The sequence below is a fragment of the Sphingobacteriales bacterium genome, assembly GCA_016699615.1.
Classification (GTDB): domain Bacteria; phylum Bacteroidota; class Bacteroidia; order Chitinophagales; family JADIYW01; genus JADJSS01.
The window spans coordinates 1,818,769-1,836,310 of the sequence record CP064984.1; the positions used below are offsets into that span (position 1 = coordinate 1,818,769).

Sequence of the window (17,542 nt, forward strand, 5' to 3'; positions counted from 1 at the left end):
AGTGCTTATACACTTAATCTCAAATAGACTAAGTGTATAAGGCTTAAATAAATAATAATTAGTATCCAAAAGCATAATATTGAATGCCATTGCTGTTTTCGTATCTACCTTGCAATAACACACCACCACCTTTGCTTTCTTTTATAATTTGTTCAAAATCATCTTTGCTCTTAATGTATTTATTGTTGATAGCAAACACAATAAAACCTTCCTTCAAATTAGTATTTTGTTTTACAATACCATCAGTAACTTTATTAATTATGACACCACCACCAATGCCTAACTTCTTAGCTTGCAATGAAGTTAATTCAGTTATTTCAATACCTAAGTCATTCAAAATATTTCCACTAGATTTCTCTACATCACTTTTTGACAATAATGATGTTTTATTGTCTTTAGATTTTAATACAACATCTTTTTGTAATGTTTCACCTTTTCTTATAAAATCTACAACAATTTTGTCTCCAGGTCTATATCTTGCTACATGTTCAGTAAGGTCTGCAGTGTTTTTAATTTCTAAATTCTCAATTTTAGTAATTACATCACCACTCTTCAATCCAGCATCTTCTGCGGCACTTCCTTTTACAATATCTGTGATGTACGCACCTTTAATTTGTTTTAAATTCAAATCTTTTGCTAGTTCATCATCTACTTCTCTAATATTTACACCCAAAAATCCACGCTGAACAATGCCAAAATCTAAGATATCTTTAACTACTTTTTTTGCAAGATTTGATGGAATTGCAAAAGAATATCCAGCATAACTTCCAGTTGGCGTAGCAATGGCTGAATTAATTCCTATTAAATTTCCACTCAAATCAACTAATGCACCACCGCTATTTCCTGGATTTACAGCAGCATCAGTTTGAATAAAAGATTCTATGGCTAAATTGCCAGCTTTTTCTCTTAAAATATTGATGTTACGTGCCTTTGCGCTCACAATACCTGCTGTAACTGTTGATGCTAAATTGAATGGATTACCAACAGCTAATACCCATTGTCCAACTTCAACATTATCTGAGTTTGCAAAAGATAGAAAACTTAAATTGTTTGCTTCAATTTTTATCACTGCCAAATCTGTAGATGGGTCAGTACCAATTAGCCTCGCAGTAAATGTTCTGTTGTCATCTAAGTTTACAGTTATCTTATCAGCATTCTCAATTACGTGATTGTTGGTTACAATATATCCATCGTTTGAGATAATTACACCAGAGCCAGCGCCTTGTTGTAATTGGTCAGGCATTTGTCCTTGGTCAAATGGCATTCCAAAAAATTGCCAAAATGGATCCATTTGTTGTTGGTTCTTTCTACTAACCTTCACTTCTGTGTTGATGTGAACTACCGCAGGCGTACTTATTTTTGCTGCCTGTACAAAAGCATCTTGTGGGCCATTAATACTAGCAAATTTAAAATTACCGTTTTGGTTGTTTTCTCTGATTATAGTTGTCTTTCCAAGAAACTTGTTGTTAATAGCTAATGTCAATATAGAAACTATTAATGCGATTAAAAAAAATGGGATATACTTTTTCATATCAAAAATTTACTTTGTTATATAATAGAATACAAAATAAATATAGTTAAGTTCTATATAGATATTAAAAAGTGTAAAATGCGGGTTAAAAAAAGTTAATCGGCTAGTTGTATAATTTTAATTATTTTTTTTAGTTACTTTTGATTCAATGTATTTTAAATTTTATAAATATCAAGGTACTGGAAACGACTTTGTATTAATTGATAATAGGAATAAGCTTTTTCCAAAAGATGATGTGAAGCTAGTTGCACAACTATGCGATAGAAAATTTGGAATAGGCGCAGATGGATTGATGTTGCTTGAGCATGCTGATGATTACGCATTCCGAATGGTGTATTATAATGCAGATGGCAAAGAAGGTAGTATGTGTGGCAATGGTGGAAGATGTATTGCAAAATTTTCTTTAGATATTGGTGTAGTGCAAGAGCAAAATGCCAAATTTATTGCTATTGATGGCGAACACGATTTTGAATATAAAAACAATCTAATAAAACTTAAAATGATTGATGTTCAAAAGATAGATAGTTATAATGGTGATTTTGTATTAAATACTGGTTCGCCACATTATGTAAAATTTGTAAATACAGTAGAGTTGGATGATTTTGTAGATGTAGCAAAAGCTATTAGATACAATAATGATTTTAAAGAAAAAGGAATCAATGTCAATTTTATTTCTGATGATGGCAATACTATAAAAATTAGAACTTATGAAAGAGGCGTAGAAGACGAAACACTATCCTGTGGAACAGGAAATGTGGCTGCAGCTTTGTGTATTGCACAACAAAAAAATATCAATGCAGGCTCCGTTGCTTTAGAAACAAGAGGTGGAACTTTAAATGTTTATTTTTCAAAGATAGATAATCAGTACACAGATATCTGGTTGGAAGGAAAGGCAACAAAAGTATTTGAAGGAGAAATAGAAATATAATTCATGTTTGAATATTATAACATTACTACCAATACAGTAGAAGTAGTGGCAAGCTTAGAGCAATCAAATTGGGTAAACTTAGTTGCACCATTCAATTTTGAAATTTTAGAGCAATTTGCTATAGAACAGAAAATTCCATTTTCATTCTTTACAGATTGTATTGATATGTATGAGAAATCTAGATATGAAGAAGATGAAAGCTGTAAATTAATCATCATTAATACACCAATAGAGAACAATGATATAGACATGGAAGATGAAGCAGAATATGTAACATTGCCAGTTGGTATTATAAAAAAAGATGATTTAATAATTACAATTTGTGCCGTAAAAAATCCAATGCTCAATTTGTGCACCACACAAAGTTCAGTATTGGTAAAAGACAATATTTTAGATAATTTAATTCTCAATTTGTTTGATAGAAATGTGTATTACTATTTATTCTACCTAAGAGAAATTAATAAAAAAATATCTGCCATAGAAAAAGATTTAAAATTTTCAAGTAGCAATATTGGTTTGAATAAACTACTTAAAATTCAAAAGGCTCTTATCTATTTTGTAAATGACTTAAGAGCAAATGAGTTGGTTCTTGTTAAGTTGCGTCGAAATAATTTCTTTCATTTGGATAATTCTAAAATAAAATATGAAGTGCAAGATATTATGGTTGAATACAGCCAAGCCATAGAAATGTCAAATGTGTATTCTAATATTTTAGGAAATATGATGAGTGCGTTCGGTTCAATAATTTCTAATAACTTGGGCAATGTAGTCAATAGGCTAACAAGTGTTACCATCATACTAATGGTACCAACATTAATAGCTGGAATCTATGGTATGAATATTCCATTGCCATTTCAAGAACGTCCACATTCGTTTACGATTATAATGCTATTGACGATAGCAATTACATTAGCTTTCATTCTCGTATTCAGACGAAAAAAATGGTTGTAAATTTCTTTATAGCATTCTAGAATATTAAAGATTATTTATCATAATATATTATATAAGAATTAAGGTAAATACAATGCACCACCAATTACATTTTTAGATGCGCCTGTTACACTACTCAAACAATTAGGAATTTCTAAAACTCTCAATAATCCAAAAAATGCAATAGCTAATGCTTCTTTGTATTGAATTGTTTTGTGGTCAGTATCAATAATTGTACACTTAGAATAGTGCTTGATTCTAATTGCCAAAAATGAATTAAATGCACCACCACCAGTTATCAATAATTGCTGTTCTTCTGTTGTGTGCTTTTTTATTTCAGTAGCAATTTGCATAGCAATATGTTCTACGCAAGTTGCCATTTTATCTTCAACAGATATATTATATTCTTCAGTTTTATTTATCCAAAACTCAATTACATGTTCAGTGCCTAATGATTTTGGAGCATTTTGTTTACAGAACTCTATATTATTTAGCTCATCCAAAAGCGCTTGATGAACTTGTCCTTTACTTGCTATGTTGCCATTATCATCATAAGCAAATCCTTTTTTTGCAGCAAGATAATTGAGTAATGTATTTCCTGCACATATATCATAGGCTATTATTTGCTCAGATATTGTATCATGAAATGAGATATTGCAAATGCCACCAATGTTTAAAAAGATATTTACATTAGGGAAAAGATATTTCTCTGCAATAGGCACAATAGGCGCACCTTGTCCACCTTGAGCAACATCAGCAGTACGCAAATCTGATATTGTAGTAATGCCACTAAGCTGTGCAATTGTAGCACCACAACCTATTTGAGTTGTAAATCGTTTTTTAGGTTGATGAAAAATAGTTTGACCATGTGAGCAAATAAAATCAATATTACTTATTTTATTTGTTTCAATAAATGCTACAACTTCTTTAGCAAAATAACGACCTAATGATGCTGCAAGCGTGCCAAATCAATAGCAGAAAGTTGTGTAGCTTCTTTTTAGTTCAGTCCGAAAATTAGCATCATATTCTATCATGTAGAATGTAGAATATGATATTGGAAACTTTTTTCTGTTTTAATGAATTGCACACAGCAAATATCTAAACCATCTAAAGAACTACCACTCATTAAGCCTATTGCTGTATAAGTGTGTTGCATTATTTTTATTTTTTGATGATAAAGTTGTGTTGCAATAATGCTTGCAATTTTAAGCTCGTTGGTATTTATTTTCTTTGGATGATAATATTTCTCTACAAATTTAGTATCAAAATTTCCTGAAATAAAAGCTGGATGTTGCAACACAAATTTCCCAAAATCTAAAGTAGTTTTTACACCATCAATTATATAATTATCTATTGCTTTTATTGTTTTTTCTATTGCAGCATTTCTATCGGCTGCATGTACAACAAGCTTTGCAATCATTGGGTCATAGTAGATAGGAATTTCCATGCCTTCATCAAAACCATCATCTACTCTTATACCATCGCCTTCTGGAATTTTATAAGCTGATAAAGTGCCAATGTCTGGCAAAAAATCATTTTTTGGATCTTCGGCGTACACACGAACTTCAATTGCATGTCCATTTATTGTCAAATCATCTTGAGCAAAACTCAGTGGTTTACCTTGTGCTATTAAAATTTGTTCTTTTACTAAGTCTTTTCCTGTAATCATTTCAGTTACTGGATGTTCTACTTGCAAGCGTGTATTCATTTCTAAGAAATAGAAATCTTGATTGTTGTTGGCAATAAACTCTACAGTGCCTGCTCCAGTTTAATTTACAGCTTTTGCCACATTTACAGCAGCTTCGCCCATTTTTTTTCTTACTTCTGCACTCAACAATGCTGATGGTGCTTCTTCAATTACTTTTTGATGTCTTCGTTGAACAGAGCATTCACGTTCAAACAAATACACAACATTTCCAAGGTTGTCACCCAAAACTTGAATTTCTATATGTCTTGGTGAGTCTATAAATTTTTCTATAAATACAGAGCCATCACCAAACGCTGATATTGCTTCGGATACAGCCAAATTCATTTGTTCTTCAAATTCAGATGCATGATTGACAATACGCATGCCTTTTCCGCCACCACCAGCACTTGCTTTAATGAGTATTGGGAATCCAATTTCAGTAGCAAGTTTTTTAGCTTTTTCTATATCTGTAATTGCTTCGTCTGTGCCAGGAACCAATGGCACATTGTATTTGCCTACTGCTTGTTTGGCAGCCAATTTACTGCCCATTACTTCTATAGCTTCAGTAGTTGGGCCAATAAAAATAATTCCATTTTCGCTACAAGCTTTTGCAAAATTGGCATTTTCAGATAAAAAGCCATAACCTGGATGCACAGCATCTACTTGTAGCTTTTTGCATACATCTATTATTTTTTCAATAGATAAATAAGATTGTTTCGATGCTGGTTCGCCAATACAAACAGCTTCATCTGCAAAACGCACATGTGGTGATTTTCTGTCTGCTGTAGAATAAACAGCAACAGTGCTAATGCCCATTTTTTTGCATGTTCGCATTATTCTTAAGGCAATTTCTCCACGATTGGCAACTAATATTTTTTTCATCATTGCTAATTTATAAAAATTATAGAATTATCTTTGTAGTCTTCAATGAAATTAAGCACAATTTATATTTTATTAAAAAAAGAAATGTTGTTTGAGTGGCGATTTAAATCATCAATTGGTAGCTTGATAGTGAACTTGTTAGCAACAACTTTTTTTATTTATCTAATTTTCAATGGTGAAATTACTTTTAGAGTATGGATGGCAATTTTTTGGATTATAAGTTTGTTTTCTGTCATTCAATCCTCATATAGAATTTTTATAAAAGATGGGAACGAACATTTTTATTATTTGAAAAATATAGCTTCAGCTAATGAGATTATTGTGTCTAAAATAGTGTACAACACAATATTTAATTTTATTATATCAATTCTGACGCTAATTATCATGCAGTTGTTCTTTGGACAAGAAATTGGTTATATTGGCATTTTTATAAGTACTGTTCTTTTGGCTTCTTTTGGCTTTGCTAGTATTTTTACCTTGCTTTCTGGAATTACAGCAAAAACTCAGAATGTAGTATTGTTAGGTGTTTTAGGATTGCCTATTGTACTTCCGTTGGTGTTGGTAATTTCTAAACTCAGTATGTTGGCAGATTTTTATACAGCAATAAATGATATTTATATATTTTCTGGTGCTGCACTTTTATTAGATTGTTCAATATTTATATTATCAATTATCTTATTTCCGTATCTTTGGAAAGAATAAATACTAAATAGATGAAAAATTATTGGTGGAAATTGGTTTGTGTAATATTGCTAATGTATACTTTTTGTGCAGGTTTCTTTTTCAGTATTCCCAAGTTAAACATTCTAGAAGAATCTATTAGGAATTTATTTTTTCATGTGCCAATGTGGTTTGCCATGATGTTTTTAATGTTTGCATCATTATTTTACAGTTTAAAATATCTAAATACATTTGATTCTGAATTTGACTTAAAAGCAAGTTCTTTTGCCACAGTTGGTTTTTTATTTGGCATATTAGGTATTACAACTGGCTCCGTTTGGGCAAAAGCAACTTGGGGCGCATGGTGGGTATTTTCTGAACCAAAATTGAATGGTTCTGCGGCTGCATTATTAATATATGCGGCATATTTTATTTTGAGAAGTTCCTTTGAAGATAAAGACAAATCTGCAAGATTTAGTGCTGTGTACAATATCTTTGCATTTGTGATGTTTATTGCATTTATTATGATAATTCCTAGAATTACAGATTCTTTACATCCGGGAAATGGCGGCAATCCAGGTTTTAATGCATATGATTTAGATAATAGATTGAGATTGGTTTTTTATCCAGCATGCATTGCATGGATTTTATTATCATATTGGATTTATACTTTAGTAATTCGAACTAAAAAAATACAAAATAGATTAGAAGATATAGATGTGCTTCAATAATTATGAAGAAAAGAATTATATATATATTGTTTTTTACTATTACATGTAATTTATTTGCTGGAAATAGTTATTCATTGTTGAAAAAAAGCAAATGCGTTGTTTTTAGAAAAAAATACAAAGAAGCTATAGATGTTTACAAGGAAATTAATCAGAAGTACGATATAACAGAAGCACAAGTGAATTTGGCAAGATGTAATTATTTTTTACAAAATTATAGTGTAGCAGAAGATCAGTATAAAAAAATTATTGATTTCCCAAATATAAACTTGGATGTGTACAAGGAATATGCAATTATATTAGAGAAAAAAGATAAGAAAGCAGAAGCACAAATTTGGAATATCAAATACCAAGATGAAATAAAAAAACAGAAGAATTTTTATGCTAGTATTCCAAGTAAAGAAGTTGTACTTACTAAAGACCTTGCATTGATTGAAAGTAAAAAAGATACTTTGGTAGAAAATAAAGTAAAAACACCAAAGCCACCGAAAGTTGACAGCGTAAAAATTAAAAACCAAACAATAGTAGTAGATAAAAAGCCATCGAAAGAAGTTTTGGTAGAAAATAAAGTAAAAACACCAAAGCCACCGAAAGTTGATAGCGTAAAGATTAAAAACCAAACAGCACAAGTAGATAAAAAACCATCGAAAGAAGTTTTGGTGGAAAATAAAGTAAAAGCACCAAAGCCACCGAAAGTTGATAGCGTAAAAATCAAAAATCAAACAGTAATAGTAGATAAAAAGCCATCGAAAGAAGTTTTGGTAGAAAACAAAGTAAAAGCACCAAAGCCACCGAAAGTTGACAGCTTAAAAATTAAAAATCAAACAGTAGCAGTAGATAAAAATCCATCGAAAGATGTTTTGGTGGAGAACAAAGTAAAAGCACCAAAGCCACCGAAAGTTGATAGCGTAAAAATTAAAAATCAAACAGTAGCAGTAGACAAAAAACCATCGAAGGAAGTTTTGGTAGAGAATAAAGTAAAAGCACCAAAGCCGCCGAAAGTTGATAGCTTAAAAAATAAAAATCAAACAGTAACAGTAGATAAAAAACCATCGAAAGAAGTTTTGGTAGAGAACAAAGTAAAAGCTCCAAAGCCACCGAAAGATACATCAGTAGTAAAAAGTAAAAAAAGCAAGGTAAATGACTTAGTTTTTAAAATTAATCTAGCAACTTTCTTAAAAGATCCGGGATTAAAATATTTTAAAGATATTTCTGGTTATGGACAAATTACTTTTATTAAGGTAGATAAAACAACAATTTATTATCTTGGCGATTTCAAAACCTACGATGAAGCGAATAAAATGATTAAAAAACTGGATGAAACTTTTTATGAGGAATCTTTCGTAGTGCCATTCTACAAAGGCAATATTATAAGTATTGAAGAAGCAATCAATATCCAAACAAAACCATAGTACGGTTAAAAATAGTTAATTTATTAATTTATTCTGATAGATAATTTATTTTTGCTTTGTGAACAAGAAGCTAATTACTATAACAACAATCATGTTATTCATTGGAATGATAGGTATTGCTGTGGTGCAATTTATTTGGTTACAGAAAGCAATAAAGTCAAAAGAACAAGATTTTGATAAGAATGTCTATCAAACAATGTTTGATGTATCCAAACATATAGAAGATATTCACATAGAACCATTCATGCATAGTATGTTCGGAGATGAAGATTTAGATAGACTGAGTGTCTCTAAGGAATTGATGGTAAAAAACTATGACGAAGAAGGCAATCCAATTCAGTTAGCATTATCAGATTCATTTTCAGCAGAAAAGTTTGCCGCAATTAAAGAAAAAATAAAAGAAGCAATGCCATTGCAAATAGACAATATTCAACAAATAATGGCATCACAATTTATTAGTATTGTCCCAATTCAAAATTACTTGGATACACAAAAGTTGAGAGAGATTATCCAATTAGCGCTTTTACATCATGGCATAAAAACAGATTTTAGATTTGGATTAACTGATATTGCACCAAATAATTTTGTACTAATTTCTAAAAACACACCATTTGTAGAACTATATAAAACAAAATATAGTATAGATTTATTTCCTCAAAGTATTGTGAAACAAAACAAAACACTAAGACTATATTTTCCAGATAAAGATAAATATATTTTCAAATCAATTTGGGTTGTAATAGCAAGTTCTATATTCTTTTTCTTTATAACAATCATTGCATTCATGTTAGCATTCAAGATTATTTTTAATCAAAAAAGATTATCAGATATGAAGAATGATTTTATAAATAATATGACACATGAGTTAAAAACACCAATTGCTACAATTTCCATTGCCAGCGAAATGTTGCGAGATAATAGTATATCATCATTGTCAGAAAATAGAAACAAATACGCCAATATTATTTTTGATGAAAATAAAAGACTAGCCAACCATGTTGAAAAAGTATTGCAAATAGCAAGACTAGAAAAAGGCGAACTAGAACTTAATAAAGATTACAGAAGTGTACATGAAATAATAGACGCCGCAAGCAAACGTTTTCAATTGCAATTAAACGAATTAGAAGGAGAGATTGAACTTAGTCTAAATGCCAAAAATGACATATTAGAAGTAGATGAATTGCATTTCTCCAATATGATAAATAATTTGATTGATAATGCCATTAAATACAACGACAAAAAGCCATTAATAAAAATTAACACTTCAAACTACAATTCAGGCATACAAATTGAAGTAACAGATAATGGAATAGGACTTAGTAAAGAAAATCAAAATAAAATATTTGATAAATTTTACAGAGTTGCCAAAGGAAATGTACACGATGTCAAAGGATTTGGATTAGGCTTAAGCTACGTACTATCAATTGTAAAAGCACATCATGGAAAAATTTCCGTAGAAAGTAAATTAAAAGAAGGAACAAAATTTATTATACAAATACCAACAAATCAAACAGAATAATATGCAAAAGAAAGTTTTATTAGTAGAAGATGACCCAAATTTAGGCGCATTACTACAAGAATACCTTAAACACAAAGACTTTTTAGTAGAGCTAAAGAGAGATGGCGCAGAAGGCTTATTAGCCTACAGAAAAGGCAAATTCGATATTATATTATTAGATGTAATGATGCCAAAAAAAGACGGCTTTGAAGTAGCTGAAGAAATTAGAAAAGACAATCAAGAAGTTCCAATTATATTTCTTACAGCAAAATCTTTAAAAGAAGATAAAATTAAAGGACTAACAATTGGCGCTGATGACTATATCACCAAACCATTTTCTATGGAAGTTTTAGAATTAAAAATGAATGCAATTCTAAGAAGAACAGAGAAAAAAGAAATTAAGCCAACACAAGACACTTATGAAGTAGGCAAAACAACACTTGATTATAAAAACCACAAATTAATAATCAATAATAAAGAAACTAAGCTTACAACAAAAGAAGCTGAACTTTTAAGATTATTCTTTGAAAGAAAAAACGAATTGTTAGAAAGAGAATTAGCATTAAGACACGTATGGCAAGATGATAGCTACTTCACAGCAAGAAGCATGGATGTATTTATCTCAAAAATTAGAAAATATCTAAAAGAAGATGAATCATTGCAAATTCTAAACATTCACGGTCAAGGATACAAGCTATTAGAAAATAATTAATTATTCATATAAAAAGTTTTTACATAGCCTGTTGTTATTCAACAGGCTTTTTTATTCTAGTGCAATATACTTAAACATAATATATTGATTACGAATTAAACATATCTAAGTTTTTTCGTATTTTTGCACCAAATTTTTCAAACACAACCAAGCTGAAACCATGGCAACATCGACGCAAAACACATACAAAGAATACAAGCAATTTAATCTAACTGAAATTGAAAAAGAAGTTGCAGAATTTTGGAAATCAAAAGATATTTTTAAAAAAAGTATAGAGCAAAGAGTAGATTGCCCAAATTATGTCTTTTACGAAGGACCACCAAGCGCAAACGGAATGCCAGGCATACACCATGTTATGGCACGTACAATTAAAGATATCTTTTGTAGATTCAAAACAATTCAAGGATACAAAGTTGAGCGAAAAGCAGGCTGGGACACACACGGACTACCAATAGAATTACAAGTAGAAAAAACTCTAGGTATAACAAAAAAAGATATAGGCACTAAAATATCAGTTGAAGACTACAACAAAGAATGCCGAAGAGAAGTCATGAAGTTCAAAGATAAATGGGATGAACTGACTGAAAAAGTAGGCTATTGGGTAGATTTAGAACATCCATACATCACATACGAAAACAATTATATTCAATCAGTTTGGTGGTTGTTATCAGAGTTGTATAAAAAAAATCTATTATACAAAGGCTTAAAAATCCAACCATATTCACCAGCAGCAGGCACAGGATTAAGCTCACACGAACTCAACCAACCAGGATGTTATAGAGAAGTAAAAGACATTACAGTTATTGCTCAATTCAATATCATTCAAAATGAGCAATCAATGTTTCTGTTTGAGACCAATAATAATAATACATATTTCTTAGCATGGACAACCACACCTTGGACATTGCCATCAAATACAGCATTAGCCGTAGGAAAAAATATAGATTATGTGTTAATAAAAACAATTAATCCATACACACACCTAGAAGTCAATCTAATATTGGCAAAAAATCTACTGAATAAATATTTTTCAAAAGATGATGAGAATAAGGCATTTTCAGAATATCAAAATGATGGGAAAAATTTGCCATTTCAAGTTGTAAAAGAATTCAAAGGAGAACAATTAGCAGGAATTAGCTACAACCAACTATTACCATTCGAAGCAAATAGTAAAGACAAAATCAGTGGCGATGCATTTAAAGTAATAACAGGCGATTTTGTTACCACAGAAGACGGAACAGGCATCGTACACATTGCACCAAGCTTTGGAGCAGATGACATGAAAGTTGCCAACGAAAATGGAATTGGTGGATTGACATTAGTAGATAAAGAAGGAAAATTTGTAGCTGGTGTTGGCGAATTTTCTGGCAGATATGTAAAAGACTATAAAGATGAGCCAAATTACGTATCAGTAGATATTGATATAAGCATAAAACTAAAAAAAGAAAACAAAGCATTCAAAGTAGAAAAATACGAGCACAGCTATCCACATTGCTGGCGTACAGACAAGCCAGTTATCTATTATCCATTAGATTCTTGGTTTATCAAAGTTACAGCAGTAAAAGAAAGATTAGTAGAACTAAATAAAACAATCAATTGGAAACCAGAAAGCACAGGAACAGGTAGATTCGGGCAATGGTTAGAAAATTTAGTAGATTGGAATTTATCTAGAACAAGATTTTGGGGCACACCATTAAATATTTGGAGAACAGAAGATGGCACAGAAGAATTATGTATATCAAGCATTGATGAATTAAAATCAGCAATCAATACATCAATTGAAAAAGGATATTTAGATAAATCATTTTTAGACAAAGAAATAGATTTACATAAGCCATATGTAGATGAAATTATTTTAGTAGCACCATCAGGACAAAAAATGTTTAGAGAACCAGATTTAATAGATGTTTGGTTCGATTCTGGCGCTATGCCTTACGCACAATTGGGTTATCCATTCAACAACAAAGAGCAATTAAAAGATAATTTTCCAGCAGATTTTATAGCAGAAGGTGTAGATCAAACACGTGGTTGGTTTTATACATTACACGCAATAGCAACAATGTTGTTTGATAGTGTTGCATTCAAAAATGTAGTTTCCAATGGTTTGGTTTTAGACAAAAATGGAAACAAAATGTCTAAGCGTTTAGGCAATGCAATTGATCCATTTGAAACTATCGCAAAACATGGAGCAGATGCAGTTCGTTGGTACATGGTAAGCAATGGACAACCGTGGGATAATCTAAAATTTGATATGGATGGTGTAGTAGAAACGCAACGTAAATTATTTTCTACACTATATAATACCTATAATTTCTTCGCTATCTATGCAAATATTGATCAGTTTTCATACAATCCATCACAACAAATTCAAGTTTCTGAAAGAGCAGAAATAGACAAATGGATAATTTCAAAACTAAATTCATTAGTAAGCAGCACTACAGCATCATTAAATGATTATGAGCCAGCAAAAGCAGCAAGAGCAATAGAAGAATTTGTTATTGATGATTTGTCAAATTGGTATGTGCGTTTGTGTAGAAGAAGATTTTGGGATACAGAAGAATCCTTAGACAAGAAAGCAGCGTTCCAAACACTATTTGAGTGCTTAGAAAAAATATCCATATTGATGTCGCCAATTGCACCATTTTTTGCAGATTGGTTGTATGCCAACTTAAATCAAGACAAGCAAAAAGAATCTGTGCATTTAGAATTTATTTCAGCTGTTGATACAAAAAACATAAACGCAGATTTAGAACAAAGAATGGAATATGCTAAAAATATTTCATCATTAATTTTGTCACTTAGAAAAAAGACAAAAATAAAAGTAAGACAACCACTTCAAAAAATACTGATACCAATAATTGATAAACAATTAATTGAGCAAATTAATCTAGTAAAAGATTTGATTTTGTCTGAGGTTAATGTGAAAGAAATTGAATACATAAGCGATACTTCAGGAATTATATCTAAAAAAGCAAAGCCAAATTTCAAATTATTAGGTAAAAAATTAGGTGGAAATATGAAGTTTGCTACTGATGTAATTCAACAATTTAATGCTGAACAAATAAAAGAATTAGAAGAGAACGGACGCATAGCAATACAAGTACAAGGCACAGAATATGAAATTTTGGCAGATGAAGTAGAAATAATTTCTGATGATATACAAGGTTGGTTGGTTGCCAGCGAAAAAAATATCACAGTAGCATTAGATATTCATATTTCAGAGGAACTAAAATCAGAAGGATTTGCTAGAGAAATCATCAATAAAGTACAAAATGAGCGAAAAGAACAGAATTTCAACGTTGCAGATAAAATAACCATAAATGTGCAAAACCATTTGGTTCTCAACGATGTATTTCATCAGTTTAAAGATTATATTTGCAACGAAACTTTATGTAATGGCATCTATTTTGTAGAAGATATTAATAAAGGCAAAATATTTGATATTAACGGTGAGGAATTATTTATGGAAATTCAAAAAGTAACAAATGGCTAAAACTATAAAAACAAATAAAAAAGTAGTTGCAACAAAAAAAACAGCAACGAAAACTGCTCCTGCTAAAAAATCGGCTACTAAAACTGTAGCTAAAGTAATGCCAGCAAAGAAAGCAGCTACAAAAGCTGTAGCTAAAACAACGCCAGCTAAAAAAGTAGCAACAAAAACTATAGCAAAAGCAACACCAGCTAAAAAGGCAGCTACAAAAACTATAGCAAAAGCGACGCCAGCTAAAAAGGCAGCTACAAAAACTATAGCAAAAGCAACGCCAGCGAAGAAAGTAGCTACAAAAACTGTAGCAAAAGCAACGCCAACCAAAAAAGCAGCAACAAAAACTGTAGCAAAAGCAACGCCAGCTAAAAAAGTAGCAGCAAAAACTGTAGCAAAAGCAACGCCAACTAAAAAAGCAGCAGCAAAAACTGTAGTAAAAGCAACGCCAACCAAAAATGCAGCAACAAAAACTGTAGCAAAAGCAACGCCAGCTAAAAAAACAAATACAGGAAAGAAAGGACAACAGAAATTGAGTGTGAAGGAGATTTCTAAAACAAAATTGCATGTTGGTACGCAACATCTTCCAAGCTATACAAACGAAACATATACACACAAAGAGTTAAAACCATTAACCAAAGAACAAAAAACAATTGTTAGATATAGTGATGCTGAGCTTGAAGAGTTTAAAACATTAATTAATGAAAAACTAAGAAAAGCAAAAGAAGAAGTTGATTACTATATAGCACAAATAAGAAGCTCAGCAGAAAGCGAAACTAAATTTTCAAGTATGGATGATGGTTCGTACACAACAGAAAGAGAATCAATAAACCAAACAATTGGAAGACAACAAAAACTGATTGTGCATCTAGAGAATGCCTTGGCTAGAATTGAAAATAAAACGTATGGTATTTGTAGAGAAACAGGATTGCTAATACCAAAAGATAGACTTAGAGCTGTGCCACATGCTACACTAAGTGTAGAAGGAAAGAAAAGACAAAAATAATATTGCATTATTTTATAAATAATTATCTTAGCGCACTTTTGTGTGAATTGTTTTCTATTTAATTAAGTAATTCAATTCATATTATATTTCAGAACTAATATGCTCAAGGTACATGGCAAATAATAATAAATTACACTCATTATCTACAGCAGGTGTATTGATTACACTTGGAATTGTATTCGGAGATATAGGTACTTCACCAATTTATGTGCTCAAAGCAATAATGGGAATGGCAATCTCAGGAAACCATAAAGTTACAGAAGATTTAGTACTAGGTGGCGTTTCATGTGTCTTTTGGACATTAACCATCGTTACCTCATTCAAATATGTATATCTAGCATTAAATGCAGATAACAAAGGTGAAGGTGGAGTTTTGCATTGTATGCATTGGTTAGAAGATATAAAGCAAAATGGACTATCATTCCAGCACTTGTTGGATGTGCAGCACTAATGGCAGACGGATTTATTACACCACCAATTTCAATTTCATCAGCAGTAGAAGGTCTTACTATTTTATATCCAAAACTGACTACAAATGATATTGTTGGAATTGTATTAATCATTATTACAATAATATTTTTATTACAACAATTTGGAACCAACTTAGTAGGTAAATTATTTGGACCAATTACACTTATTTGGTTTATTATGATTGGAATATTAGGTGGTATGCAAATTATAGCAATGCCTTCAATCATTAAAGCGTTAAATCCAATGTACGCTTTCAATTTAATTTTTCATTACGATGGTGGATTTTGGTTTTTAGGCGCCGTATTTTTATGTACCACAGGAGCAGAAGCTTTATATTCAGATTTAGGTCATTGTGGTAAACAAAATATCAGAGTAAGTTGGGGCTTTGTAAAAGTTTGTTTAATATTAAATTATCTTGGTCAAGCTGCTTTCGTATTAGAACATAATAATGGTGGATATAATTGGGAAGAAACTGCTCCATTTTATGCAATAATGCCACGTTCATTTTTACCAATAGGCATTGCAATTGCAACTGCAGCAACAATTATAGCATCGCAAGCATTAATTTCTGGCGCATTTACTCTAGTAAATGAAGCTATGAAACTAAAATTGTGGCCAAATATGAAAGTAATTTATCCAACAGAGCAACAAGGACAAATATATATTCCATCTATCAATTGGTTATTGTTTTTTGGATGTATAGCAGTTGTACTTATTTTTAAAGAATCAGGAAAAATGGAAGCTGCATATGGTTTGGCAATTACACTAAATATGTTGATGACTACAGCTTTACTTACCTATTATTTGTATATAAAAAGAAAGCCAAGTGTACTTGTATGGAGCTTCCTTATTTTATTTCTTTTGATAGAAGGTTCTTTCTTTGCATCAAGTTTATTGAAATTTACACACGGTGGTTGGTTTACATTTATTATTGCAGTGTTTATTTTTATGGCAATGTATTTCTTTAATGAAGGCAAAAAATTAAGAAAAAAACATATAGAATTTGTTGAGATTAATGATTTCTTAGATGATATTAAAGATTTACAAGCAGATACTTCGATACCAAAAGAAGCAACTAACTTAGTTTATTTGGCGAATGCAAACGATAAAAAACACGTAGACTCAAATATCATTTATTCTATCTTTAGAAAAAAACCTAAACGCGCAGATACTTATTGGTTTGTGCATGTAGATATTACAAACGAACCTTATGGTGGAACTTATAGCGTAGATACCATTATTCCAAAAAAATGTTTCTTTGTAAGATTGAAGTTTGGTTTCAAAGTAGAACACAAGGTGCATGTAATGTTTATGCAAATAGTGGAGGAAATGGGCAAACGTGGAGAAATTGATTTATTGAGTCATTATCCATCATTGCGTAAACATGGTTATCCAGCAGATTTTAAATTTGTATTGATAAATTCAAGTATTTCTGCAGACAACGAACTAAAAGGATGGAATCAATTAGCTATTAAAGCATATACAACTATCAAATCTTTAAGCTTACCAACAGAAGTAGATTTTGGTTTGGAAAGAACAAACGTAAGAGTTGAAAATGTGCCTATCAATATCTCAAACAAAGCAGCAATACACTTAGATAGAATAGATTAATTGTA

General features: G+C 30.9%; 10 protein-coding genes and 3 pseudogenes. 10 read left to right on the forward strand and 3 right to left on the reverse strand.

Annotated elements, in window-relative coordinates; all coding sequences use genetic code 11:
• Positions 1 to 58: 58 nt before the first annotated feature.
• A complete protein-coding gene (locus tag IPK18_08620) occupies positions 59 to 1,531 on the reverse strand; it encodes a Do family serine endopeptidase (GenBank protein ID QQR96969.1) in 1,473 nt (490 codons plus the stop codon).
• A 148-nt stretch (positions 1,532 to 1,679) separates the two neighbouring features.
• Between IPK18_08620 and IPK18_08625 the strand changes: the two genes are divergently transcribed.
• Together IPK18_08625 and IPK18_08630 are read left to right on the forward strand one after the other, a co-directional pair.
• Positions 1,680 to 2,459 carry a diaminopimelate epimerase gene (locus tag IPK18_08625; GenBank protein QQR96970.1) on the forward strand — a complete coding sequence of 260 codons (780 nt, stop codon included), beginning with the start codon at positions 1,680 to 1,682 and terminating at the stop codon, positions 2,457 to 2,459.
• Positions 2,460 to 2,462: 3 nt separating this feature from the next.
• The gene (locus IPK18_08630) at positions 2,463 to 3,410 is read left to right on the forward strand and encodes a magnesium transporter CorA family protein (protein QQR96971.1); all 948 of its coding nucleotides are present in this window, start codon (positions 2,463 to 2,465) and stop codon (positions 3,408 to 3,410) included.
• A gap of 59 nt (positions 3,411 to 3,469) precedes the next feature.
• On the opposite strand, the pseudogene IPK18_08635 reads toward IPK18_08630, so the two are convergent.
• Together IPK18_08635 and accC are read right to left on the reverse strand one after the other, a co-directional pair.
• Positions 3,470 to 4,351: pseudogene (locus IPK18_08635) on the reverse strand (anhydro-N-acetylmuramic acid kinase).
• A gap of 68 nt (positions 4,352 to 4,419) precedes the next feature.
• Positions 4,420 to 5,958 (reverse strand): annotated as a pseudogene (gene accC / locus IPK18_08640) (acetyl-CoA carboxylase biotin carboxylase subunit).
• A gap of 45 nt (positions 5,959 to 6,003) precedes the next feature.
• On the opposite strand from accC, the gene IPK18_08645 reads away from it, so the two are divergent.
• From IPK18_08645 to IPK18_08680, 8 genes and pseudogenes are all read left to right on the forward strand, one after another.
• Positions 6,004 to 6,660, forward strand: a complete 657-nt coding sequence (locus tag IPK18_08645) for an ABC transporter permease (protein QQR96972.1) — start codon at positions 6,004 to 6,006, stop codon at positions 6,658 to 6,660.
• Between the two features lie 11 nt (positions 6,661 to 6,671).
• A complete protein-coding gene (gene ccsA / locus IPK18_08650) occupies positions 6,672 to 7,349 on the forward strand; it encodes a cytochrome c biogenesis protein CcsA (GenBank protein QQR96973.1) in 678 nt (225 codons plus the stop codon).
• Between the two features lie 2 nt (positions 7,350 to 7,351).
• The gene (locus IPK18_08655) at positions 7,352 to 8,758 is read left to right on the forward strand and encodes a hypothetical protein (GenBank protein ID QQR96974.1); all 1,407 of its coding nucleotides are present in this window, start codon (positions 7,352 to 7,354) and stop codon (positions 8,756 to 8,758) included.
• Positions 8,759 to 8,816: 58 nt separating this feature from the next.
• The gene (locus tag IPK18_08660; protein QQR96975.1) at positions 8,817 to 10,277 is read left to right on the forward strand and encodes a HAMP domain-containing histidine kinase; all 1,461 of its coding nucleotides are present in this window, start codon (positions 8,817 to 8,819) and stop codon (positions 10,275 to 10,277) included.
• A 1-nt stretch (position 10,278) separates the two neighbouring features.
• Positions 10,279 to 10,968, forward strand: coding sequence for a response regulator transcription factor (locus IPK18_08665; GenBank protein QQR96976.1), 690 nt, complete (start codon positions 10,279 to 10,281; stop codon positions 10,966 to 10,968).
• Between the two features lie 160 nt (positions 10,969 to 11,128).
• A complete protein-coding gene (locus IPK18_08670) occupies positions 11,129 to 14,461 on the forward strand; it encodes an isoleucine--tRNA ligase (protein ID QQR96977.1) in 3,333 nt (1,110 codons plus the stop codon).
• Between the two features lie 640 nt (positions 14,462 to 15,101).
• Complete coding sequence (locus IPK18_08675; GenBank protein QQR99318.1) at positions 15,102 to 15,455, forward strand: TraR/DksA family transcriptional regulator; 354 nt, start codon at positions 15,102 to 15,104, stop codon at positions 15,453 to 15,455.
• A 112-nt stretch (positions 15,456 to 15,567) separates the two neighbouring features.
• Positions 15,568 to 17,537: pseudogene (locus IPK18_08680) on the forward strand (KUP/HAK/KT family potassium transporter).
• The last annotated feature ends 5 nt before the right edge of the window (positions 17,538 to 17,542 follow it).

What these genes read in the sequence shown, in the direction of transcription:
- IPK18_08645 (QQR96972.1), top strand. Translation starts at nt 6,004, where the DNA reads ATGAAATTAAGCACAATTTATATTTTATTAAAAAAAGAAATGTTGTTT.
- IPK18_08665 (QQR96976.1), top strand. Translation starts at nt 10,279, where the DNA reads ATGCAAAAGAAAGTTTTATTAGTAGAAGATGACCCAAATTTAGGCGCA.
- IPK18_08620 (QQR96969.1), bottom strand. Translation starts at nt 1,531, where the DNA reads ATGAAAAAGTATATCCCATTTTTTTTAATCGCATTAATAGTTTCTATA.
- IPK18_08630 (QQR96971.1), top strand. Translation starts at nt 2,463, where the DNA reads ATGTTTGAATATTATAACATTACTACCAATACAGTAGAAGTAGTGGCA.
- IPK18_08625 (QQR96970.1), top strand. Translation starts at nt 1,680, where the DNA reads ATGTATTTTAAATTTTATAAATATCAAGGTACTGGAAACGACTTTGTA.
- ccsA (QQR96973.1), top strand. Translation starts at nt 6,672, where the DNA reads ATGAAAAATTATTGGTGGAAATTGGTTTGTGTAATATTGCTAATGTAT.
- IPK18_08670 (QQR96977.1), top strand. Translation starts at nt 11,129, where the DNA reads ATGGCAACATCGACGCAAAACACATACAAAGAATACAAGCAATTTAAT.
- IPK18_08655 (QQR96974.1), top strand. Translation starts at nt 7,352, where the DNA reads ATGAAGAAAAGAATTATATATATATTGTTTTTTACTATTACATGTAAT.